The sequence below is a fragment of the Streptomyces sp. NPDC107528 genome, from assembly GCF_055639295.1.
This window is the reverse complement of the sequence record NZ_JBVKAV010000012.1, coordinates 39,841-61,887: the sequence shown is the minus strand read 5'-3', so window position 1 is coordinate 61,887 and position 22,047 is coordinate 39,841. Positions and strand designations below refer to the sequence as shown.

Sequence of the window (22,047 nt, the reverse complement as noted above, 5' to 3'; positions counted from 1 at the left end):
CGCCTCGGTGCCGCCAGGGCCCGGCTCCTCGTTCGCCCCTGTGCTACGGACCCTCCCCCAACCACACTTCCAACCGCCTGATCTCCGCCCGCACCCCGTCCCCGTACCTGTCGTCCGCCAACGCTCCCGCCGCTCCGCGCGCCCGGTGCAGGTGGACGCGGGCGGCCTCGGCGCGATCGAGCTTCACATAGTCGGCGGCCAGATTCAGATGCAGTGAGGGATACAGCGCCCGTACGGCCGGCGCGTCACGTCCGTCGCCGGCACCGGCCCCCTCGGCCTCGGTCAACGCCCGCAGATCCCATGCCAGTTCGTCCGAGGGGTCGTCCTGGGTGTCGGCCAGGTAGTGCGCCAGGGTGCAGCGGTGCAGTGGGTCGCCGTCCTCGCCGAGCTCCGTCCACAGGTCCAGCAGCCGACGCCGGGCCTCCACGCGGTCACCCGCGTGATGCAGCATGACGACCTGGCCGATCCGCGTCAGCACGGCGTCGGGCGCCGTACGCTCCTGTCGCTCCGCCACCGCGTCCTCCGGGCCCTCGTCGGCTGATCCCTCGACGCTAACGGCCCTCACGGGCAATCCCGGTCAGGCGGCTCCGTACGGCACCGGGCCGGTCCGGCGCGGAACCGGCCCGGCCGGGGTTCAGCCGAGGTCGGGGATCCGCCAGTCGATGGGGTCGTGCCCCTGCAGAGCCACCGCTTCGTCGATCTGCGTGAAGGGGCGGGAACCGAAGAACTTCTTCGCCGACAGCGGCGAGGGATGCGCCCCCTTGACCACCACGTGCCGCGTCTCGTCGATGAGCGGGAGCTTCTTCTGGGCGTAATTGCCCCAGAGGACGAAGACCGCGGGGTCGGGCCGGGTCGCCACGGCCCGGATCACCGCGTCGGTGAATTTCTCCCAGCCCTTGCCCTTGTGCGAGTTGGCCTCGCCGCCGCGGACCGTGAGCACCGCGTTGAGCAGCAGGACGCCCTGCTGGGCCCAGGGCATCAGATAGCCGTTGTCGGGGACAGGGAGGCCGAGCTCCTCCTTCATCTCCTTGTAGATGTTCCGCAGCGACGGCGGCGTCTTCACGCCGGGACGCACCGAGAAGCACAGGCCGTGGCCCTGGCCCTCACCGTGGTAGGGGTCCTGGCCGAGGACCAAGACCTTCACCTTGTCGTACGGAGTCGCGTCCAGCGCGGCGAAGACCTCCTCGCGCGGAGGGTAGACGGGGCCCTTCGCCCGCTCCTCCTCGACGAACTCGGTCAGCTCCTTGAAGTAGGGCTGCTGAAGCTCGTCGCCCAGAACCCCGCGCCAGGACTCGGGCAGCATGGCGATGTCGGTCACGTCAACTTCCTCCGGTGTGCGCTCACTTCAGGGTCGCACCAGGTGCGACCCGCGGACGGCCGCGCCGGAGCGCGGCCCCCTTTCGAGCACAGAACCTACAGGCGCCCACTGACAATCGCGCTACCAGCTGGTCTTCCGGGACAGCGTCCACATCGTCATCATTGTGGCGACGTCGATGGACTGCTCCGCGCCGGAGATCTCCTCGCTCGCGGCCACGAACTGCTTGCCTTGCCACAGCGGCAGAAGTCGCGAGTCCTCCACGACGATCTGCTGGACTTCCTCGAACTCCTTGGCCACGGCGCCGCGGTCGCTCTTGCGGCGCGACTGGGGCAGCAACGTTTCGGTGATCTTGGGCGCCACGTAGGGGGTACCGAGTGCGTTCTCCGGGCCGACGAAGGGCGCGACGAAGTTGTCGGCATCGGCGAAGTCAGGGAACCAACCACGGCCGAACACCGGGTATTCGCCGTTCTGGTAGCCCTGCACGTACGTCTTCCAGGGGCGGCTCTTGAGGGTGACGGTGAACAGTCCGGACTCCTCCAGCTGCCGCTTCAGCTCCTCGAACGCGGGCTTGGTCTGCGAGCCGTAGCGGTCGCTGGTGTACCAGAGCTGGAGCGGGACCGGATCGGTGATGCCTGCCTCGGTGAGGATCTTCTTGGCCTTGTCGGGGTTGGGGTTCCCGAAGCTGTCGAAGAAGCTGGTGGTGTGGCCGACCAGACCCCGGGGGATCATGGAGTACAGCGGTTCGACGGTGTCCTTGTAGATCTTGTGGGCGAGCAGCGGTCGGTCGATGACCTGGGCGATCGCCTTGCGAACCTCGGGCCTCTTGGCCCATGGGTCCTTGGGGTTGAACACCAGGTAACTGATCTCCGTCGTGGAGTTCTCGACGAGCTGGAGCCCCTGGTCCTTGCCCTTCACCTGGATGTCCACGGTTTCGGAGGCGGGCAGTCCGCGGTAGATGACGTCGATCTGCTTGTCCTTCAGGGCGTCGACCATGTCGGACGACTGCTTGAAGTAGCGGATGGTGACGCCGTTGTTCTTGCGGTCCGCGATTCCCTTGTAGTTGTCGTTGCTGACGAGCTCGGCCCGCTCGCCGTCCTGGTAGGAGGAGACGCTGTACGGCCCCGAGCCACCGATCTTTCCGTCCTCGCGGAGCTTGTCCGCGGCGTACTCGTCGGGGTTCACGATGGACATCGCGGGCGTGGACAGTACGAACGGGAAGGTGGCGTCGGGCTCGTTGAGGTGGAAGAGGACCTCGCGGTCGCCCTTCACCTGGACCCGGGAGAGGCTCCCCAGCAGTCCCACAGGGCCGCCGTTGACCTTGATCTTCTTGATCCGGTCGATGGAGTACTTGACGGCCTGAGCGTCCAGGTCCCGTCCGTCGGAGAACTTCAGACCCTCGCGCAGCGTGCAGCTGTAGACCGTGGTCGAGGCGTCCGTGAACCTGCAGCTCTCGGCAGCGTCGGGCTCGGGCTCGGACGCGCCGGGGCTGTAGTTCAACAGGGTCTGGAAGACATTGCGGAACAGCTCCCAGGAACTGTCCCAGGCGGCCGCCGGATCCAGCGTGCTTGGGGCACTGGTGGTCCCCACAACAATCGGACTCTCACTTTCGGACGAGTCCGAGGAGAAGACACCACAACCGGCGACCATGCCTATGGCCGTGACCGCCGCCAGCTGGCGGAGGTATCTGTCCCGCTTGAACACGCGCACCATCCTCGATCGGGCATATCACAAGGGTGGCCAGACCATACCGCAGTGTTCGGCCGCTTGGACCTCCGCCCTGGCAAGCCCTTGATCAGCGGGTATGTCGGTGGCAGGAAACCACGGCGCTCTCCCTGTTCACGCCCCCACGAGGTGGGCGCCCGCGCGTTCGTCGACCTCGCCGCGCAGGCGCCCACCGCCGCCGTCAGCCGACGCCGGCGTTGAGGAAGATGCCGCCGTCGACGACCAGCGTCTGCCCGGTGACCCAGTCGGACTGGTCCGAGGTGAGGAACGCGGCGGCGCCGCCGATGTCGGAGGGCACGCCGAGCCGGCCCAGCGGGTAGGACGCGGCAGCCTCCGCCTCCCGGCCCTCGTACAGGGCCTGCGCGAACTTGGTCTTCACGACGGCCGGGGCGATCGCGTTGACCCGCACCTTGGGCGCGAACTCGTGCGCCAGCTGCTGGGTCAGGTTGATCAGCGCGGCCTTGCTGACGCCGTAGGCCGCGATGAACGGCGAGGGCGCGATGCCCGCGACGGAGGCGATGTTGACGATCGCGCCGCCGTTGTCCTTCTGCCAGGCGTGCCAGGTCCGCTGCGCGAAGCCGAGCGCAGAGATCACGTTGGTCTCGAAGACCTTGCGCGCGACGTTCAGGTCGAGGTCGGCGATCGGCCCGAACACCGGGTTCGTACCGGCGTTGTTGACCAGGTGGTCGACGCGGCCGAAGGCCTCCATGGTGCGCTCGACGGCGACGGCCTGGTGGGCCTCGTCGTGCGCCTTGCCGGCCACGTAGATGGCGCGGTCGGCGCCGAGCTGCTCGACGGCCTCCTTGAGGGCGTCCTCGTTGCGGCCGGTGATGCACACGCGGTCGCCGCGGGCGACGAGCGCCTCGGCGACGCCGTAGCCGATGCCTCGGCTGGCGCCCGTGATGAGGGCGACCTTGCCGGAGAGTGCTGGCAGTTCAGTCATGTCCGTGTCTCCCAAGGCCCTAGTCGAGCGGTCCGCCGGCGACGTACAGCACCTGGCCGGAGACGAATCCGGCCGCCTCGCCCGTGAAGAAGGCGATGGCGTTGGCGATGTCGTCCGGCTCGCCGACCCGTGCGACCGGGATCTGCGTGGCGGCGGCGGCCTTGAAGTCCTCGAAGCCCATGCCGACGCGGTCGGCGGTGGCCTTGGTCATCTCGGTGGCGATGAAGCCGGGCGCGACGGCGTTGGCGGTGACGCCGAACTTGCCGAGCTCCTTGGCGAGGGTCTTGGTGAAGCCCTGGAGACCCGCCTTGGCGGCCGAGTAGTTCACCTGGCCGCGGTTGCCCAGCGCGGAGGACGAGGAGAGGTTGACGATCCGGCCGAAGCCCGCGTCCACCATGTGCTTCTGGCAGGCCTTGGACATCAGGAAGGCGCCGCGCAGATGCACGTTCATGACGGTGTCCCAGTCGGCGACGCTCATCTTGAACAGCAGGTTGTCGCGGAGCACGCCCGCGTTGTTGACCAGGATCGTCGGGGCGCCGAGCTCCTCGGCGATCCGCGCCACGGCCGCCTCGACCTGCGCCTCGTCGGAGACGTCGCAGCCGACCGCGATGGCCTTGCCGCCTGCCGCGGTGATCTTCTCCACGGTGTCCTTGCAGGCTGCCTCGTCGAGGTCGATCACGGCGACCGCGCGGCCCTCTGCGGCCAGTCGTACGGCGGTGGCGGCACCGATGCCACGCGCTCCGCCGGTAACCACGGCGACCCGCTGCTCAGTGGTGGACATTGCTGGTTCTCCTCGCCCTCGAGATGCGGCTCGTGCGGCGCGCTCGTTGGTGAGCGACCGCTTAGTACCTTCAGCAGACGTGACGCTAGAAGCCCTGGCACCCGGTGTCAACGGCCGACCGGCTGCGTGTGATCGATTCCCCGTACGACCGGCGCGAACCGGGCGCACCCAGCCATGGTCCCCGCTCGGCCGTGGCCCGCAGTGCATACCCGAACGGCCTACGGCTGCGAGCCGCCGAGCGCAAGGGCCCATAGCGTCGAAGCGCGAAGTCATCGATGGCCGGAAAGGAGGCGCTCCATGCGCCGTCGCACCGGTGCCGTCGGCACGCTGTTCGTGCTCGCCGCGATCGTGCCGTTCGCCGAACCCGCTCATGCACGGGACCTGGACTGCCGCAGTTTCACGTATCAGGAGGACGCGCAGGCCCACTTCGACTCGGACCGGGATGATCCTGATCGACTCGACGAGGATCGGGGACGGGACGACGGGATCGCCTGCGAGTCGCTGCCCCGTCGGGGCGGCAACGGGGACCGCGGCGGCAACGGGGACGACGGGGGCATCATCTCGTCCACGACACGCCCCAGAACCCCTCCCCCGGCGCCCGTGACGCCCGACACTCCGGCCACTGCCATCACGCCTGCCACACCGGCCACTCCTGCCACGCCAGTCACGCCTGCGACTCCGCGTCCGGCCGCCACGCCGACCCGCGGCACGCGAGGCGGGCTGGGCGGGGCCACGTCGTCCGGGCCCGGCGGCTGGGACATCGCGATCGGCCTGGCCTTCGTCACGGGCTCCGCACTCGCGGCCGGTTACGTGGTCAAGCGGCGCAGGGGCTGACGCCCGGCGCGCGTGCGGTGCCGACGCGGGGGCGGTCACCGCACCAGCAGGTCCAGCAGTCGCTCCGTCTCGGCCGCCGGGTCGGCGGTGAGCCCCGTGTGCACGGGCCCGGGCTGCACGACCGTCGAGCGGGGCGCGATCAGCCAGCGGAAGCGTCGCCCCGGATCGTCGCCCGCGGCCTGCCCCGCCGCGTCGCCGCCCGCGCAGACGCCCTCGACGGCACGGAGTGCGGCCCGTACCCCTGCGACGTCGGCATCGGGGTCCAGCGCGCGCAGCCTGGTCTCGTCCAGGTGGGTCCGGGCGGCGACGTAGGACTTCGCCCGGCAGTACACGAGCACCCCGGCGTTGATGCACTCGCCACGCTCGATGCGGGGCACGACGCGCAGGACGGCGTACTCGAAGACGTCGCGGTCGCCGCCCTGGCCCGGCCTGATGAAGTGGCGGTCGCTCACTTGGTCCCCTCGATTCCGTTGACGCGCTCGTGGACGACGGCTGCCCGTGCCAGCAGCGGACGCGCGTAGGCCCGCCTGAGGTCGTCCGCGGTGTCGAAGCCGGGCTCCGCGGCCAGCCAGGCGTCCGGGATCTCGGCGGTCACCTCGGCGAGGAGGTCCTCCGTGACCAGCGGCGCCAACTCGGCGGCGGCCGCCCGTACGTCGGGGGCGAAGCGGGCGAGGGCGTGGTCGAAGGCGTCGTACGGGCGCTCCGCGGAGGCCTGTGCGCCGGGCCAGTTGTGCTGCCAGATCATGGTCGCGCCGTGGTCGATGAGCCACAGTTCGCCCTGCCACATCAGCAGGTTGGGGTTGCGCCAGGACCGGTCGACGTTGTTGACGAGGGCGTCGAACCAGACGACCCGGCCGGCGTCCTCGGAGCTCACCTCGAAGGCGAGGGGATCGAAGCCGAGCGCGCCGGAGAGGAAGTCCATACCGAGGTTGGTGCCGGCGCTGGACCTGAGCAACTCCTGGACCTGCTGGTCGGGTTCGCCGAGCCCGAGCACCGTGTCGAGCTCCACCGTCACCAGCCGGGGCACCCTGAAGCCCAGCCTGCGGGCGAGTTCACCGCAGACGACCTCCGCGACGAGCGTCTTGCGGCCCTGTCCGGCGCCGGTGAACTTCATGACGTACGTCCCGAAGTCGTCGGCCTCGACGAGTCCCGGCAGCGAGCCGCCCTCACGCAGCGGCGTGATGTAGCGGGTCGCGATGACTTCCTTGAGCATCGCCCCAGGTTACTGGCGCGAGGACGGCGCCCGGGGGCGGCCCGGGGGTGCGGTGCGCCGCCGCGTCGACAGCAAACTGACAGCCCTCGACAGGGAACCGACAGCTCCGCTTTACCCACGTCCAGTCGGGACCGGGTCAGGATTTCGACAGCGTCTGAACAGCCGGTCCGAACGGACCGTACCTCTCGGCAGATCACGAATGACCGGAAGGAACGTCAGCATGACCAGCGAATCAGTACAGCCCGTGTCGGGTCCGAGCCGCCGTACCGTCGTGGCGGCGGTCGGCGCGGCGGGGCTCGCCGTTGCGCTGACCGCGTGCGGATCGGACGACGACGCGTCCGGCTCGGCCACCGAACAGGGCGCCGGCGCCGGCGCGACCACCGAAGCGGGTTCGTCCGGCGGCGCCGGTGCCGGCGGTGCGGCGCTCGCGAAGACCGCCGACATCCCGGAGGGCAGCGGCAAGGTCTTCAGCGACGAGAAGGTCGTGGTCTCGCAGCCCGCGGCGGGTGACTACAAGGCGTTCTCCACGATCTGCACCCACCAGAACTGCCCGATGACGGACCTCAAGGAGGACACCCTCTCCTGCGCCTGTCACGGCAGCCAGTTCTCCGTTCTGGACGGCAGCGTGAAGAAGGGCCCCGCGACCCAGCCGCTGGCCGCCAAGCAGATCAACGTGTCGGGCGACTCGATCACGCTCGCCTGACCCGCGACGGCCGCTTGAGGCCGCCCAGTACCTCGTCCGTGGTCGCGACCGTGGCGACCAATGCGAGGGTGTGGCGGATCATCGCCGGGGTGTAGTCGCAGGGCACTCCGGCGATGGCGTCCCGGGGCACGACCACGACGTATCCCCGGTTCACCGCGTCGAAGACGGTGTTGGGGATCGCGACGTTGGCCGAGACACCGGTGACGACGAGCGTGCGGCAGCCGAGGTTGCGCAACAGTGCGTCGACGTCGGTGCCCTGGACCGGGGACAGGCCGTGCAGGCGTCGTACGACGAGGTCCTCCTCGGTGACCTCGATCGGCGCCGCCACGCGCACCGCCGCCGTTCCGGACAACTGCTGGACGGGGAGCCGTTCGGCGGCACGGAAGAGGCGGGCGTTGTGATTGGCGCCACGGCCGTCGGGACGGCGTTCGGCGATCGCGTGGATCACCTGGACGCCGCTCTCGTGGGCGGCGGCGACCAGCCGGGCGACGTTGTCGAGGGCGCCCGAGGAGCGGGCCTCCTCGGCGAGTTCGGGCAGCGCACTGTCCGGTCCGACGACGCCCTGCTGGCATTCGACGGTGAGCAGGACGGTGGTCGCGGGGTCGAGGAGTTCACTGAGCTGTGCGGACGACGGCATGGTTCCCCCTGTGACCTACGGCGTGGGCGGGCGAGCGTAGCCACCATTGCGTGTGGACGGAAGACGACTCATCCTTTTCTGACGTGATGTCAGAGGATCTCTCCTCTGACACGACGTGAGAGAAGAGGGGGCCGCATGACCGTCACTCAGCGCCGGGGCCGGAAGATCATGATGACGTCCGGCGAGCTGGACGAGTTCCTCACCACGCAGCGCACCTGCCGGGTCGCCACGGTGTCCGCCGATGGGTTCCCGCATGTCAGCGCCCTGTGGTTCGCCTGGGACGGCACCTCGCTGTGGCTGTACTCGGTGGTGCGCAGCAAGCGGTGGACCGAGCTGCGCCACGATCCGCGGGTCGCCGTCGTGATCGACACGGGTGAGGAGTACGAGCAGTTGCGCGGTGTCGAACTGTCCGGCACCGTCGAGTTCGTGGGCGAGAGCCCGCGCGTCGGCGAGCTGCGCGCCGAACTCGACGTCCCCGAGATGCTGTTCGCGCGCAAGAACTTCGGCCTCGACGAGATGCCGCACGACGGCAGGCACGCCTGGATGCGGCTGACGCCGCAGAAGATCGTGTCCTGGGACTTCCGGAAACTGGGGTCGCGCTAGGTCGTGTCCGCAAAGTCCCGTCGCGGGGCAGGCGGGACTTTGCGGACACGGCCTAGGGACCTTCAGCCTCCGGCGATCTTCTCGGCCGCCGCCTGCAGGGCCTCCACCGCCGCCCGGATCGACGGGCGGCGGTCGGCGTCCGCTCGCCACACCGCGTACACGTACCGGTGGACCCGGTGGCGCACAGGCACGACCCGCACCCCGGGCGGCATCGGGTCGCGACCCAGCCGGGGCGCGACGCAGACGCCCAACCCGGCGGCGACCAGGGCGAGTTGGGTGTGGTGTTCCTCCGCGCGGTGGGCGATACAGGGCTCGATGCCCTTGGTGCGCAGCGTGTAGACCAGCCACTCGTGACAGAACTCGCCCTCGGGCCAGGAAACCCACTCGTCGTCCGCGAAGTCCTCCAGATCGACCTCCCGCCGCTCCGCGAGCGGATGCCCCTCGGGCATGGCGATCTCCACTCGGTCGTCGAGGATCGCGGCCTTGGCGAGCCCCTCAGGCATGGGCAGTGGCTTGTTGTACCAGTCGAGGACGAGGGCGAGGTCGGCGTCCCCCCGGACCACGGCGGCGACGCCCTCCTCGGGCTCCAGCTCCCGCGACCGCAGGCGCAGCGCCGGGTGGCCGGCCCGCAGCGTGGTGAGCGCTGCGGGGAACAGGCCCCGCAGGGCGGTGGGAAATGCGACCAGCCGGAGCTCACCGACCACCTGGCCGCGCTGTGCCTCCAGATCGGACTGGGCGAGCTCGACCTGCGACAGGATGCGTGCCGCGTGCTCGGCGAGCAGCCGTCCCGCGTCCGTGAGCCGCACGCCCCGGCCGTTCTTGGCGAGGAGCTGCTGGCCGACCTCCCGCTCCAGCTTGGACATCTGCTGCGAGACGGCCGAGGTCGTGATGTGCAGACCCTCGGCGGCACCGCTGACCGAGCCGTGCCGGGCGAGGGCGTCGAGGGTGCGCAGGCGCTCCAGGTTCAACATGTAAGCAATGCTACGAGATACAGCGCCAAAAAACTCGATTGTGCTACGAGATTGTGTGGCGGATCGTTGATCCCATGAGCACCGCCTCCTCCACCAGCGCCGCCTCCACCGGCCCCATCCCCGCCGACCCCGCTTCCACCGGCTCCCGCGCACCGGCCGGGGCCGCGCCGCGCGCCCGCCTCGACTGGCGGCTGCGCTTCGCCGCGCTCTCCCTGATCTGGGGCTTCAGCTTCCTGCTGATCAAGGTCGGCACCGACGGCTACGCCCCCTTCCAGGTCACGCTGGGGCGGCTGTTGTTCGGCACGGCGGTACTCGCGGTCGCGATGGCGGTGAAGCGGGAGCGGTTGCCGCGAGGGGTGCGGACCTGGGGGCATCTGGCTGTCGCCGCGCTCCTGCTCAACGCGCTGCCGTTCTCCCTGTTCGCGTACTCCGAGCTGACGATCCCGTCCACGCTGGCGGGCATCTGCAACGCGACCTCGCCTCTGTGGGGGATGGCCCTGTCCCTGGTCGCCCTCTCGGAGGACCGGCCGACTCGGGTCAGGGTCGCCGGGCTCGGGATCGGCTTCCTCGGCGTGCTGACCGTGCTCGGGGCGTGGCAGGGCTTTCACGGGCTGGACGCCACGGGTACGGCGATGGCACTGCTGGCCTCTTTGAGCTACCCCATCGGCTGGATATACGTCCGGCGTACGCTGGCCGGCTCCGGTGAGTCGCATCTGTCGCTCACCGGTGCGCAGCTGTTGCTCGCCTCGGTACAACTCGCCGTCGTGACGCCGGTGTTCACCTCCGCGCCGACCCGCTTTCCGATGCTGCCGCTGCTCGCGATCGTGGCCCTGGGGGCGCTCGGTACGGGGCTCGCGGTGCTGCTTCAGTACGGGCTGGTCGCGGAGGTCGGGCCGACCACGGCTCAGATGGTCACGTACTTCATTCCTGTCATCGCCACGGCCGCGGGGGTCGCTGTGCTCGGCGAATCGTTGAGCTGGTCCACGCCGGTGGGGGCGGTGATCGTCCTTGTGGGGGCGGCTCTCACTCAGGTGAAGCGGGGCGCCTGACGGGGTGGTCGAGCAGGTCGGCAAGGCCTCGCCACGTCTGGGGCCTGCCGTTCGGATCCAGCCGACAGGCCCTGGGTCGTGTCCGCGAAGTCCCGTCGTTCGCCCGGAGGGCGGGCCCGGCGGCGTCTGGTGCGTGCTCTCGGCGTGCCGGGCGGAGGCCTCGTACTGGACGTACTTGGGCCTTCGCCCGGTGCGGCGGTGGGGGCCCTCCCGCCGCACCCGGCGAAGAGAGTGGGGGAGCGTGCCAGGCGCCGCGGGGCAGGCCGGACCTTGCGGACACGACCTAGGCGTACCCCCTCGGCGGCGCCGAAGCCACCGCCGTCGCCACCGCGTCGGCCAGCGGGGCGATCTCGTCCGCTGCCAGGGTCGCGACGGTGATCCTGATTCCGGGTGGAGCGCTCATCCGGAATCGGGCGCCCGGCGCCACGGCCCAGCCGGCGTGCAGCAGTCGGGCCACTGCACCCGTCTCGTCGGGTACCGGGATCCACACGTTCATGCCGCTGCGGCCGTGTGCCGTGATGCCCCGCTCCGCCAGCGCGGCGATGAGTGCGTCGCGGCGAGCGGCGTACGCCGCTGCCACCGTCGCGGGGTCGACGGCACCCTCGGCCCACAGCCGCGCCAGCGCCCGCTGGCCGATACGGCTCACCCAGCCGGGACCGAGGCGCTGGCGGCCGCGCACCCGGTCGACGGTGACGGGGTCGCCCGTGAAGACGGCGAGCCGCAGGTCGGGGCCGTAGGCCTTGGCGGCCGAGCGGACGAAGGCCCAGGTGCGGGTGGTGCCGGCGAGGGCGTGCAGAGGCAGGTCGACGATGCCGTGGCCGTGGTCGTCCTCGATGAGCAGCACGTCCGGGTGGTCCGTCAGCACGGAGCGCAGGGCACGCGCGCGTGCGGCGGTCACGACCGCGCCCGTCGGGTTCTGCGCCCGGTCGGTGACGATCAGGGCGCGTGCTCCCGCCTCCAGGGCCCGGCGCACGTCGTCCGGCAGCGGACCCTCGTCGTCCACGCCGACGGGTGCCGTCCGCAGCCCCACCGCCGGGACGAGGTCGAGCAGGCTGCCCCAGCCGGGGTCCTCGACGGCGACGGTGTCGCCGGGCTTGAGGTGGGCCGCGAGGACCCGTTCGATCACGTCGAGTGAGCCGGAGGCGACGGCGATCGGACCGTCCGCGACGCCGTCCGCGTCGAACACGGCCCGCGCGCTGCGCGCCAGCTCCGGGTCCACGGCCTCGTCCCCGTACATGACGGGTTCCCTGTCGTTCTGCTCGGCGGCCGCCGTGAACGCCCTGGCCAGGGGCGGCAGCAGCGCGGGGTCCGGGTTGCCTGCGGCCACGTTCCGCACCCCCTCCGGCACGTCCACCCGGATGGACTCGCGCCAGGTCGTGGCCGGCTTGGGGCGTACCCGGCTGCCCCGGCGCCCGGCGGTCTCGATGACCCCGCGCTCCCGCAGGATCCGGTAGGCGGCAGCGACCGTATTGGGATTGACGCCCAGCTCCACCGCCAACTCCCTCATGGGTGGCAGGAGTTGCCCCGGTTCCAGCTCACCGGCACCCACCGCACGCTCGACGCTCGACGCGATGTCCGCTGCGCGACGCCCTTCGATCCGATATCCTCCTAGCACAAAGCAGATTATGCACTAGTGCAATGCAGATCGCAATACGCATCGCAAGGGAGACCGAAATGCAGGGGACCACACAGCCGACGCAGCAGCCCGCCGCCTATCCGGCGACCGACCGCACGGTCCCCACGCGCTCCCCGGACCGGGCCTCGTACGACAAGGAACTCGTGCACGCGATACTCGACGAGGCCTATGTCTGCCACCTCGGCTTCGTCCGCGACGGCGCGCCGGTCGTGCTGCCCACGCTGTTCGCCCGGGTCGGCGAGACGCTGTACGTCCACGGGTCGACGGGTTCGCGCCCGCTGCGGATGACCGGCCAAGCCGATCCGGGCCTGGCGGTGTGCCTGACGGTCACGCATGTCGACGCGCTGATCCTTGCCCGCTCGGCCTTCCACCACTCGATCAACTACCGGTCCGTGGTGGTGCACGGCACCGCGTACGACGTGACGGACCCGCAGGAGAAGCGCACCGCGCTCGACGCGCTCGTCGACCACGTCGTGGCCGGCCGGTCCCAGGACTCACGGCCCGCCAACAAGAAGGAACTGGCCGCCACCGCCGTCATCCGCCTCGACCTCGACGAGGTCTCGGCCAAGCTCCGCACCGGCGGCGTGAACGACGAGCCCGAGGACCTCGCCCTCGCCCACTGGGCCGGTGTCGTCCCCCTGCGCAAGGGCTACGACGCGCCCGTCGGCGACCCCGAACTGGCCCCCGGCACCGAACTCCCGCCCTACCTCAGGGCCCTGTGATGCTGATACACCCCTGGGACGCGCCCCGCGACGACACCGAGTGGCAGCGTTGGCTGGCCGTCCACGACTTCGGGCACCTCGTCGTCAACGGCCCGGACGGCGAGCCGCCGTTCGCCCAGCCCCTGCACTTCGCGTACGACGGCGAGCGCGGCGAGGTCGTCACCCACCTGGCCCGCCCGAACCCGATGTGGCCGGCACTGCTGACGCGCCCCGAGGTCGTACTGAGCGTGGTCGACGACTACGCGTACGTCCCCGGCCCGTGGCAGGCGGCGCCGGACCAGGCACCCGAGCACGGCGAACCGACCAGCTTCTACGCAGCGGTCCAACTCCGCTGCCGGGCCCATGTCGTGGACGAACCGGCCGAGAAGGCCGAGCTGCTCAACCGCCAGGTCGGCCACTTCCAGCCGGAGGGAGGCTCGGCGGAGGTGGCGGTCGGCGAGGCGCCGTTCGGCAGGCTGTTGGCCGGCATCCGCGGGCTGCGGCTCGAAGTCACCGGCGTGCGCGCGAAGTTCAAGTACGCGGGCAGGCGCACCCCGGAGGTGCAGGACCGGATCGCCGCGAAGCTGGCGGACCGGGCCGGCCCGGGTGACGCGGCGGCTCGTGAGCACCTGCTGCGCCGGCGCGCGGACTGAGGGAGCGGGCGCTCGACGACCCTCCACCCACCCGAGGGGCCCCGCACCGGGCGGTGCGGGGCCCCTCGCACTCACGCCGGCAGCCGCCGCGCGCCCCGGGCCTCCGCCACCGCGAGCCCCGTGACGGACCCGAGCATCAGCAGGGTGCCCGCGAGGGTCGGTGCCGTCAGGTGCTCGCCGAGCAGGACGACGGCCAGCACCGCCGCGCTGACCGGCTCCAGCAGCATGATCACGGACACGGTGGCCGACCGTACGGCGGCCGCGCCCGCGAAGTAGAGGGCGTACGCGAGGGCGGTGGGGACGGCCGCGATGTACGCCAGCAGCCAGCCGAGCCGTACGGGTTCGGCCGTGTGCGGCACGAGTCCCTCGGCGAGGGCGAACGGCAGCAGGCACAGGCTGGTGACCGCGAAGGACCGGACGGACGTACTGGCGGCGTCGGCCCCGCCGTCGCGGCCCCACTTCCGGGTCAGCAGGGTCATCACGGAGTACCCGGCCGCGGAGACGAGCGCGAGCAGCACGCCCCACGGCCGTACGGTCGCGCCCTCGCCGCCGAGGGCCAGCACCGCGAGCCCGACAAGAGCGCCGGCCACGGCCGCGACGCCCCCGCGGCCGAGCCGCTCCCCCAGCGTCAGCCGGGCGCCGAGCGCGATGAAGACGGGGCCGGCGCCGAGGGTGACCACCGTGCCCACGGCGAGTCCGGTGACGTCGACGGCAGCGAAGTACGCCGTCTGGAACACGGCGAGTCCTACGCCGGTGGCCCCGGCCCGCAGCGCCTTGCGACGGAACGGCTCGGCCGGGACGGCCTGCGCATGCGCACGGACGCGTGGCCGCAGGAGGCGGACGGCCAGCAGCAGCACGAACCCGATCGCGCAACGCCAGAAGGAGAGGGCGACCGGTCCCATGTCACTGGCGCGGTAGACCAGGGAGGCGGCGGCGCCCGCGGTTCCCCAGGCGGCACCGGCGACGATCAGATAGAGAAGGCCACGCCCGATGGGCAGGCCGGAGACAGCGGTGTTCGACACGAGTTTTTCTCCGCAGACATGCAGAAGTGCTGGGTGGAGCCCGGCTCAGCGGGTTCCGTGGACTTCGTCTGCGGGCAGCACCGTTCTGCCCGGCGTGACGCCGGGCAGGCGTTCCGGAGGGCCCGCCTCAGGCGGCCGGAGGCGGAAGAACGAGTGCCGTGGAGTGCATGATCCGGACCCTATGCGGCCGGCTCGCGGGCGGACAAATCCCTTTCCGGACCGCCGCTCGCCACCGGCTCCGAGGAGCCCTTCGCGGGCGCCGACGACTGCGCGATGAAGGCACCGGCCAGGACGACCGCGCCACCGATGATCTGCGGCGCGGAAAGGTGCTCGCCCAGCAGGAACCATGCGAGGACGGTCGCGATGACCGCTTCGAGGCATGCGACGACACCGGCGACCTGCGGTGAGAGCCGGCGTACGGAGACGACTCCGGTGACGTACGCGATGACGGTGGCGACCAGGACGATCCAGGACAGCAGGAGGGCGGCCGCGACCGGGGTGCCGTCCATGTGCGCGGTGCCGCCGAGCACGGACCAGTCCATCGTCCAGGGGCGGGCCACCACGGTGAGTACGCCGGCACCGATCAGGAGGCCGTAGGCGATCACTCCGAGCGGGTCGGGGGCGTCGGCGCCGGAGTCGCTGCCCTGGTCGGACAGGACGAAGTAGCCGACCTGGCAGCAGGCGGCGCCGAGGGCGAGGAGCAGACCGAGCGCGTCGAAGCTCAGCCCTGACCAGATCTCGACGACACAGGCGAGTCCGCCGACCGCGAGGACGACCCCGACCGCTGCGGCGGGCGTGACGGGCCGCCGCTGCACGAACCGCACCCAGCCAAGGACGAGCGCGGGGGCGAGGTACTCGACTAGCAGCGCGACCCCGACCGGGATACGGGATATCGAAGCGAAGTAGAAGGCCTGCACACCGGCCACGCCGAGCAGTCCGAACCCGGCGAGCAGGGCGGGGCGGCGGCGCAGCAGCGCGCGGTGGCGCACGGCGAGCGGCAGCATCACGAGGGCCGCGCCGGCGACCCGCAGCCACACGACGTGCAGTGGGTCGAGCCCCGCCTCGATCAGTGGCTTGGCCGCGACGCCGGACCCTCCGAAGGCGACCGCGGAACCGAGCGCCAGACCGAGCCCGACGCCCTTGCCGCGGCCGGCCTGACGTTTTTCAGACATACGCACCGACACATGATGACAGCCGATGACATGAGCGTCATCCCCAATGACACCTGTCTCAGCGGGTGGACGAGGAGTCGCCTCGCGATGCAGCCGGCGAGTGCGCGGGCCTGGGTCGTGTCCGCAAAGTCCCGCCCGCCCTCCGGGCGAACGACGGGACTTTGCGGACACGACCTAGCAGGCGGGTTCGGCGCCGCCGACGTATTCGTCCCGGTGTTCGTCGATGCGGGTGCGCAGCGCGTCCGCGTCGATTCCGGCGCGTGCGAGCACCTCGACGGCGCGGGCCTGCGGGTCCACGACGATCGCCGCGAGGAGGTCGATGCCGCGGGCCTGTGTGTCGCCGCGCAGGGTGGCGCGTCGGCAGGCGTACTCCATCGCGCCCGCGGCCAGCGGGGAGAACCCGTCACCCGCCATCGCCACGGGGACGCCGCCGGAGTCCTCGACGGAGCCCTGCCAGCGCAGGCCGTAGCCGATGGTGCGCTGGACGAGGTAGCCGAGGAGGCGGGCGATCTGGGGTCCGTCGCCGAAGGCGGCGTACACGTCCCGGTCGTGCTCAAGGAGCGAGTGCAGCAGATGGGCCGTGTCGATCTGCCGGTCCCCGTCCCTGACCGCGCGGCGGCGGGCGCCGGAGATCACCGCTGCCAGCTCGTCGCTCAGCCTGGCATCGTCCGCCGCGGCGTCCGGGCGCCGGCAGTCCTGCGTCTGGGCCGGCTGCCGGGGGATACGGGGTTGCACATCCCCTACCTCATCAACCACTTCGAGCCGAGTCATCCCCGAGGGGAAGCATTTGCGCGTCCCACACAGAGTGGACTCCGGAGGCCGGAATCTCCTCCTTACGGATGAGATCACGCCGAACGACGCTGATGGGCGCGCGCCGCCTTGTGGTGCACCTCGGTCGACCTGTCCGGCGTCTCCACATTTCCTGACGGTTCATCAGTATTGAATGTTCCACGTCCCACGGCTACGTTCCGCGACACCGTAGCCCGAGACGAAGGGGTGGTCGCATGGCCGAAGTCAGCGCGGAGGCACGCATCGAGGCACCGGCCGAAAAGGTCTGGGCGCAGCTGACGGACTGGTCGTCATGGAGCCAGTGGAACGCCACCCACACCAGCTTCCCGGGCGGCGGCCCCGCGGCCCTCGAAGTGGGCGGGACCTTCCAGGAGAACATGAAGCTGATGGGGTTCCCGGCCGAGGTCGAGTGGACCATCGAGGAACTGGAGCCGGCACGGGTGCTCGCCATTCGCGGCAAGGGGCCGATGGCGGTGACCGTGGCGACGCGCTACACCCTGACCCCGGACGGCGACAGCGCCACGACCGTGCGCATCGACGGGGAGTTCACGGGTGCGGCGGTGTCGTTGATGGCGGGCAAGCTCAAGGACTCGGCGACGGCAGCCCTGAACGAGTCGCTGCGGAAGCTGGCGGGCCTGGTGACCTGAAGGCCCTCGCCGCACACGTGAAAGCGCCCCGCGGATCACTCCACGGGGCGCATTCAGCCGCTCCTCGCCCGACCGTCAGTCCTCGTCGGCGAGGATCAGGTACAGCCGCTTGCGGGCGTCGTTGATGACGGTCAGCGCCTTCTCGCGCTGCTCCTTGCTGCCCGTCTTCCAGACCTGCCCGAAGGCCTCCATCAGACCGAAGCCGGCCTGGCGGATCTCACCGAGGGCCTCCCAGTCGACACCACGGGAGGCTTCCTCCCAGGGCGCCTCGGGCCCTGCCTCGGCCGCCTCGCGGCCCGCTTCCGTGAGCGAGAACAGCTTCTTGCCGCCCTCGCTCTCACTGGCGATCAGGCCCTCGTCCTCCAGCAGCTGAAGGGTGGGGTACACCGAGCCGGGGCTGGGCTTCCACGCCCCGCCGCTGCGCTCGGCGATCTCCTGGATCATCTCGTAGCCGTGCATGGGGCGGTCCTTCAGCAGGGCGAGGATCGACGCGCGCACATCACCGCGCCGTGCCCTCCCCCGCGGTCCGCCTCGACCACCCCTCGGCCCCCAGGGCCCGGGCCCGAATCCAGGCCCACCGAAACCGGGGCCCCCATGGCCACCCGGCCCGAACGGCCCGAAGGCGCCGCGAAGCCCCTCGAAGCCACCTCGGCCGTGATGGCCGTGTCCACCGTGTCCACGCTCGAATCCATGGGAACGCATCGCAATCACTCCATCCATCGTTGATCTGTCGCGATGGCTCAACGATATATCGGTAGAGTTCGTTAGGCAAGAGTGGAGGTGAGATGCGGTGGCGACCCGAAATCGGTCCAGCACCCCCGAATTGGCCTTGGCCGCCCGCTCCGCACGCCCCCTACCGTCTCCGTCATGCGGATTCGAATCGTCGATGCCTTCTCCGACCGCCCCTTCGGCGGCAACCCGGCCGGGGTGCTCCTCCTGGACGGCTTCCCTGAGGACGGTTGGCTCCAGAACGTGGCCATGGAGGTCAATCACGCCGAGACGGCGTTCGCCCACCCGTTGGAGGAGGGCGGGGAGGCGGACTGGGCGTTGCGGTGGTTCACGCCCGTCGCGGAGGTGGCGATGTGCGGGCACGCCACGCTCGCCACGGCCCACGTGCTGCACAGCACCGGCGCTCACGAGGGACCCGTACGGTTCGCCACCCGCAGCGGCGTCCTCGTCGCCACGCCCCGCGAGGACGGCTCCATCACGCTCGACTTCCCCACCGCCCCCCTCACCCCGGTCGACGTACCCGACGGGGTCGCGCAGGCGCTGGGCACAGAGCCGCTCGTGGCCCTCGACACGGGTCCGAACGTGGGCGACCTGCTCCTCGAAGTCGCCGACGAGAAGACGGTCCGCTCCCTGCGCCCCGACCTCAAGGCTCTCGGCGCGTATTCCGAGCGCGGCATCATCGCCACCGCCCGCGCCGAAGACCCCGCCCGCGGCTACGACTACGTCTCCCGCTGCTTCTTCCCGAATGTAGGCATCGACGAGGACCCCGTCACCGGCAGCGCCCACACGGCCCTCGCCCCCTTCTGGTCCGAGCGCCTCGGGCGCACCGACCTCACCGGCCTGCAGGCCTCCCGACGCTCCGGCCGCATCCGCACAAAACTGCGCGGCGACCGCACGCTGCTGAGCGGCCACGCGGTGACCGTCATCGAGGGCGAGCTGATCGCCTGACAACGTCATCCGGCCTGCGAGTCGACGGTGCCGCGGGCCCGGCCGGGCATGCCGAGGGGGGCGTACGACGGTCTCGTACACCCCCCTCGGCATGCTTACGGCGACTGTCCACCCGTCGGCCTGTCGACCTGTCGACCTGTCGACCTGTCGATCCATCGACCGATGTCACGCCGTAGGCAGCCACCCCACCTTCCCGGCCAGCAGCGCATACCCCACGAACGCCCCTATGTCGAGCAGGGAATGCGCCACGACCAGCGGACCCACCCGGCCCCAGCGCCGGTACAGGTAGACGAACACCACGCCCATCGCCATGTTTCCGATGAAGCCGCCGATGCCCTGGTAAAGGTGGTACGAGCCGCGCAGTACGGAACTGGCCACCAGCGCGGTGCCGGGCGTCCAGCCCAACTGGTCCAGCCGGCGCAGCAGATAGCCGACGACGATGACCTCTTCGAGGATCGCGTTCTGCATCGCCGAGAGGATCAGCACCGGGTACTTCCACCACACGTCGGGCAGCGCCTCGGGCACCACGGTGAGGTTGAAGCCGAGGCCGCGAGCGGCCAGGTAGAAGGCGATTCCGGTGCTGCCGATCACCGCCGCGACGCCCGCGCCACGGCCGAGGTCCAGCCAGGGGCGAGTGCGGTCGAAGCCGAGGGTGCGCAGGCTCTGCCCCTCGCGCATCAGGAAGTGCGCGACGAGCGCGACGGGGATCAGGGCGGTGGTGATGCCGAAGAGCTGCCAGGCGAGATCCAGCCAGGGACGCCCTGGCGCGGCCGAGGCGTTGAGCGTGGCCGCCTGGTCCTTGAGGCCCCCCGGTTTGGTGACCGAGCCGACAAAGCTGATCAGGGCGGACACACCACTCGCACCGAGCGAAAGCCCCAGGACAAGCAGCGTCTCATCACGGAAGATCCGTCGCGAGGGCCGCTCATGCGGAAAAGAATCGGCCACGGGGCCTGCCTCGCCCTGCACACCTGCCTCCAGTTGAGTAATCCCGCCTCATCCTCATCGCCACCCCGCTAGGGTCTCGAATGCACTTACGAAGACCGTGCGCGACAGGCCGTTGGGGGGACGGGCGCCGTACGGGGCGTACCGCCCCTTTGCCTGCCATACGGCCGGACTCCGGCACGGGGTTCAGCAGGGCAACAGGGAGGGGCACCACCGTCATGGGACGTCACAGCTTGCCCGATCAGTATGGGGCGGGCGGCAGCGACCCCCGTCGACCCGGCCTCCGTCGACGCGCCCGCCGCCGCACGGTGGTCATCGCGACCGTCCTCGTCCTGACCGTCGCCGGCGGTACGGCTGTGGCGGTCAGGGGCGGGTTGCTCTCCTTCGGCTCCTCCTGCCAGGACGACCCGGTACGACTGACCCTCGCAGTCTCCCCCGACCTGGCCCCGGCGCTGCAAACGGCGGCGAAGCAGGCCAGGGAGGCCGACCTCACCTCCGATGGGCGTTGCGTTGCCGTGACGGTGAGCGCTCGCGAGTCCTACGAGGTCGCGGACACGCTCCGGGCGGGCAAGGGCCCCGACGCCGAGGTGTGGGTGCCGGACTCGGAGCTGTGGCTCCAGCGGCTCACGGCGGACGGCGGCGTGTCCGCGGTCTCCACGGTGGGCCATGTCGCCTCCACGCCGGTCGGGGTGGCGATGGTGCCCGCGGCCGCGAAGTCGTTGGGGTGGCCGAGGAAGACGTACAGCTGGCTGGAGCTGGCGGGCGCCCGCCTGCGCGACGACTCACTCCGGCTCGGCGCGGCCGACCCCGCGCGCAGCGCGAGCGGGCTGCTCGCCCTCACGCAACTGAGCACGGCCGCCGCCGAGGGCGAGGGCGGGGACACGCAGGCCGCGGCGCTGATGAAGGCGCTGTCGCAACGTGTCTCCGACAGCGACGGCCAGGTGCTGGAGACCCTGCCGCGCGATTCCTCGGGCACCGAGCTGGGCAACCCGAAACGCAATCAGGCGCTGGTCGTGAGCGAGCAGGCGGCGCACATGTACAACTCGGGGACGGACGGCGGGAGCAGCCTGGACTTCTTCTACCCGAAGGACGGCTCGCCCCGCCTCGACTACCCGTACGCCCTCCTCGACCAGACAGGGCTGACGACCGACGAGAGCCGGGCCGCGATCCGGTTCATGAGCTACCTCGGCGACGCTCGGCAGCGGCGGCTGCTGGAACGGCACGGCTTCAGGGCGTCCGACGACGCGGCGCCGCCCGACGCCCTGGTCACCCGGGCAGGCGGCAGCAGCCCGCAGCCGTACACGGAGCCGGCGGGCCGACCGGCCTCGGCGGTCGCGGTCCAGGAGACGCTCGGCGTGTGGACGATCACCGTGCAGAGTGCGCGGATCACCACGGTCGTGGACGCCTCCGCATCCATGGCCGAGCCGGTGCCGGGCACCGAGCAGTCACGGATGGACGTCACCAAGGCATCGCTGCTGCAGGCTCTCGCCACGTTCACGTCCGACGACGAGATCGGCCTGTGGGACTTCTCCACCGAGCTGGACGGCGACAAGGACTACCGCGTCCTGGTGCCGACCGAGCGGCTCGGCGACGGGAACGGCGACAGGGCGCAGCGCGAAAGGCTCTCGACGGCGTTCGGCAGCCTGGAGCCGGTACCCAACGGTGGGACCGGCCTGTACGACACCACGCTCGCCGCCTACAGGGCGGCGACCGACTCCTACGCCAAGGGCAGGTTCAACGCACTGGTCCTCCTCACCGACGGCAGGAACGAGGACCCGGGCAGCATCGCGCGCGCCGACCTCATCGCCCGCCTGGAGCGCCTCACCAACCCCGAGCGCCCGGTCCCCCTGATCATGATCGCTGTCGGCCCCGACGCCGACCGCGAGGAGGCCGACCGCATCGCCAGGGCGACGGGAGGCTCGGGCCACGAGGTGACGGACCCGTCCCAGATCCACTCGGTGATCCTGAAGGCCATCGTCGGGGCGGCGTCCCCCGGCGCCCCGGACTGAGAGGCCCACGCCCGGCCACCGCACC

The 22,047-nt window shown here is 71.0% G+C and carries 24 protein-coding genes; 9 read left to right on the top strand and 15 right to left on the bottom strand.

What is annotated here, in order from left to right; all coding sequences use genetic code 11:
- Positions 1-43 precede the first annotated feature (43 nt).
- The 5 genes from ACZ7L5_RS33635 to fabG form a co-directional block, all read right to left on the bottom strand.
- The gene (locus ACZ7L5_RS33635) at positions 44-514 is read right to left on the bottom strand and encodes a hypothetical protein (RefSeq protein ID WP_471522088.1); all 471 of its coding nucleotides are present in this window, start codon (positions 512-514) and stop codon (positions 44-46) included.
- Positions 515-634: 120 nt separating this feature from the next.
- The gene (gene ung, locus ACZ7L5_RS33630; RefSeq protein WP_328883040.1) at positions 635-1,318 is read right to left on the bottom strand and encodes a uracil-DNA glycosylase; all 684 of its coding nucleotides are present in this window, start codon (positions 1,316-1,318) and stop codon (positions 635-637) included.
- Between the two features lie 120 nt (positions 1,319-1,438).
- Positions 1,439-3,019 (bottom strand): ABC transporter substrate-binding protein, encoded by a 1,581-nt coding sequence (locus ACZ7L5_RS33625; protein WP_471521628.1) that lies wholly within the window; start codon positions 3,017-3,019, stop codon positions 1,439-1,441.
- A gap of 202 nt (positions 3,020-3,221) precedes the next feature.
- The gene (locus ACZ7L5_RS33620) at positions 3,222-3,983 is read right to left on the bottom strand and encodes an SDR family oxidoreductase (RefSeq protein WP_363036786.1); all 762 of its coding nucleotides are present in this window, start codon (positions 3,981-3,983) and stop codon (positions 3,222-3,224) included.
- 19 nt (positions 3,984-4,002) lie between these two features.
- Entirely contained in the window at positions 4,003-4,764 is a 762-nt protein-coding gene (fabG, locus tag ACZ7L5_RS33615) for a 3-oxoacyl-ACP reductase FabG (RefSeq protein ID WP_217209622.1), read from the bottom strand.
- 297 nt (positions 4,765-5,061) lie between these two features.
- On the opposite strand from fabG, the gene ACZ7L5_RS33610 reads away from it, so the two are divergent.
- The gene (locus ACZ7L5_RS33610; protein ID WP_471521626.1) at positions 5,062-5,598 is read left to right on the top strand and encodes an excalibur calcium-binding protein; all 537 of its coding nucleotides are present in this window, start codon (positions 5,062-5,064) and stop codon (positions 5,596-5,598) included.
- Between the two features lie 35 nt (positions 5,599-5,633).
- Here ACZ7L5_RS33610 and ACZ7L5_RS33605 read toward each other — a convergent pair whose 3' ends face one another.
- Positions 5,634-6,050: a DUF3037 domain-containing protein gene (locus tag ACZ7L5_RS33605; RefSeq protein ID WP_328883036.1), complete on the bottom strand. Its 417-nt coding sequence runs from the start codon at positions 6,048-6,050 to the stop codon at positions 5,634-5,636.
- A complete protein-coding gene (locus ACZ7L5_RS33600; protein WP_471521624.1) occupies positions 6,047-6,811 on the bottom strand; it encodes a HipA family kinase in 765 nt (254 codons plus the stop codon). Before ACZ7L5_RS33600 ends, ACZ7L5_RS33605 begins: the two co-directional genes overlap by 4 nt.
- Positions 6,812-7,031: 220 nt before the next feature.
- Here ACZ7L5_RS33600 and ACZ7L5_RS33595 point away from each other — a divergent pair, with 220 nt between their 5' ends.
- A complete protein-coding gene (locus ACZ7L5_RS33595) occupies positions 7,032-7,514 on the top strand; it encodes a Rieske (2Fe-2S) protein (RefSeq protein WP_471521621.1) in 483 nt (160 codons plus the stop codon).
- On the opposite strand, the gene ACZ7L5_RS33590 is transcribed toward ACZ7L5_RS33595, so the two are convergent.
- A complete protein-coding gene (locus ACZ7L5_RS33590; RefSeq protein ID WP_471521619.1) occupies positions 7,501-8,151 on the bottom strand; it encodes a cysteine hydrolase family protein in 651 nt (216 codons plus the stop codon). The genes ACZ7L5_RS33595 and ACZ7L5_RS33590 overlap by 14 nt on opposite strands.
- Positions 8,152-8,286: 135 nt before the next feature.
- Here ACZ7L5_RS33590 and ACZ7L5_RS33585 point away from each other — a divergent pair, with 135 nt between their 5' ends.
- Positions 8,287-8,754: a pyridoxamine 5'-phosphate oxidase family protein gene (locus ACZ7L5_RS33585; protein WP_362378782.1), complete on the top strand. Its 468-nt coding sequence runs from the start codon at positions 8,287-8,289 to the stop codon at positions 8,752-8,754.
- 62 nt (positions 8,755-8,816) lie between these two features.
- Here the strand turns inward: ACZ7L5_RS33585 and ACZ7L5_RS33580 are convergent, their stop codons facing one another.
- Positions 8,817-9,725, bottom strand: coding sequence for a LysR family transcriptional regulator (locus ACZ7L5_RS33580; RefSeq protein WP_363044532.1), 909 nt, complete (start codon positions 9,723-9,725; stop codon positions 8,817-8,819).
- A 38-nt stretch (positions 9,726-9,763) separates the two neighbouring features.
- Between ACZ7L5_RS33580 and ACZ7L5_RS33575 the strand changes: the two genes are divergently transcribed.
- Positions 9,764-10,774 carry a DMT family transporter gene (locus ACZ7L5_RS33575; protein WP_471521617.1) on the top strand — a complete coding sequence of 337 codons (1,011 nt, stop codon included), beginning with the start codon at positions 9,764-9,766 and terminating at the stop codon, positions 10,772-10,774.
- A gap of 283 nt (positions 10,775-11,057) precedes the next feature.
- Here ACZ7L5_RS33575 and ACZ7L5_RS33570 read toward each other — a convergent pair whose 3' ends face one another.
- Complete coding sequence (locus tag ACZ7L5_RS33570; RefSeq protein WP_471521615.1) at positions 11,058-12,389, bottom strand: aminotransferase class I/II-fold pyridoxal phosphate-dependent enzyme; 1,332 nt, start codon at positions 12,387-12,389, stop codon at positions 11,058-11,060.
- 59 nt (positions 12,390-12,448) lie between these two features.
- On the opposite strand from ACZ7L5_RS33570, the gene ACZ7L5_RS33565 reads away from it, so the two are divergent.
- Together ACZ7L5_RS33565 and ACZ7L5_RS33560 are read left to right on the top strand one after the other, a co-directional pair.
- Positions 12,449-13,132: a pyridoxamine 5'-phosphate oxidase family protein gene (locus tag ACZ7L5_RS33565; protein ID WP_471521613.1), complete on the top strand. Its 684-nt coding sequence runs from the start codon at positions 12,449-12,451 to the stop codon at positions 13,130-13,132.
- Positions 13,132-13,764, top strand: a complete 633-nt coding sequence (locus ACZ7L5_RS33560; protein WP_471521611.1) for an FMN-binding negative transcriptional regulator — start codon at positions 13,132-13,134, stop codon at positions 13,762-13,764. The genes ACZ7L5_RS33565 and ACZ7L5_RS33560 overlap by 1 nt, the downstream gene beginning before the upstream one ends.
- 71 nt (positions 13,765-13,835) lie before the next feature.
- Here the strand turns inward: ACZ7L5_RS33560 and ACZ7L5_RS33555 are convergent, their stop codons facing one another.
- From ACZ7L5_RS33555 to ACZ7L5_RS33545, 3 genes are all read right to left on the bottom strand, one after another.
- On the bottom strand, positions 13,836-14,786 hold the full coding sequence (locus ACZ7L5_RS33555) for a DMT family transporter (protein WP_471521609.1): 951 nt from the start codon (positions 14,784-14,786) through the stop codon (positions 13,836-13,838).
- 179 nt (positions 14,787-14,965) lie between these two features.
- Positions 14,966-15,958, bottom strand: a complete 993-nt coding sequence (locus tag ACZ7L5_RS33550; RefSeq protein ID WP_471521607.1) for an EamA family transporter — start codon at positions 15,956-15,958, stop codon at positions 14,966-14,968.
- A 174-nt stretch (positions 15,959-16,132) separates the two neighbouring features.
- The gene (locus ACZ7L5_RS33545) at positions 16,133-16,693 is read right to left on the bottom strand and encodes a hypothetical protein (protein ID WP_471521605.1); all 561 of its coding nucleotides are present in this window, start codon (positions 16,691-16,693) and stop codon (positions 16,133-16,135) included.
- A 269-nt stretch (positions 16,694-16,962) separates the two neighbouring features.
- Between ACZ7L5_RS33545 and ACZ7L5_RS33540 the strand changes: the two genes are divergently transcribed.
- The gene (locus tag ACZ7L5_RS33540; protein WP_363042648.1) at positions 16,963-17,394 is read left to right on the top strand and encodes a type II toxin-antitoxin system Rv0910 family toxin; all 432 of its coding nucleotides are present in this window, start codon (positions 16,963-16,965) and stop codon (positions 17,392-17,394) included.
- Positions 17,395-17,469: 75 nt separating this feature from the next.
- On the opposite strand, the gene ACZ7L5_RS33535 is transcribed toward ACZ7L5_RS33540, so the two are convergent.
- Positions 17,470-18,096: a PadR family transcriptional regulator gene (locus ACZ7L5_RS33535; protein WP_471521603.1), complete on the bottom strand. Its 627-nt coding sequence runs from the start codon at positions 18,094-18,096 to the stop codon at positions 17,470-17,472.
- A gap of 165 nt (positions 18,097-18,261) precedes the next feature.
- On the opposite strand from ACZ7L5_RS33535, the gene ACZ7L5_RS33530 reads away from it, so the two are divergent.
- Positions 18,262-19,071, top strand: a complete 810-nt coding sequence (locus ACZ7L5_RS33530; protein WP_471521601.1) for a PhzF family phenazine biosynthesis protein — start codon at positions 18,262-18,264, stop codon at positions 19,069-19,071.
- Positions 19,072-19,236: 165 nt separating this feature from the next.
- On the opposite strand, the gene ACZ7L5_RS33525 is transcribed toward ACZ7L5_RS33530, so the two are convergent.
- Entirely contained in the window at positions 19,237-20,037 is an 801-nt protein-coding gene (locus ACZ7L5_RS33525; RefSeq protein ID WP_471521599.1) for a CPBP family intramembrane glutamic endopeptidase, read from the bottom strand.
- 194 nt (positions 20,038-20,231) lie between these two features.
- Between ACZ7L5_RS33525 and ACZ7L5_RS33520 the strand changes: the two genes are divergently transcribed.
- The gene (locus tag ACZ7L5_RS33520) at positions 20,232-22,022 is read left to right on the top strand and encodes a substrate-binding and VWA domain-containing protein (protein WP_471521597.1); all 1,791 of its coding nucleotides are present in this window, start codon (positions 20,232-20,234) and stop codon (positions 22,020-22,022) included.
- The last annotated feature ends 25 nt before the right edge of the window (positions 22,023-22,047 follow it).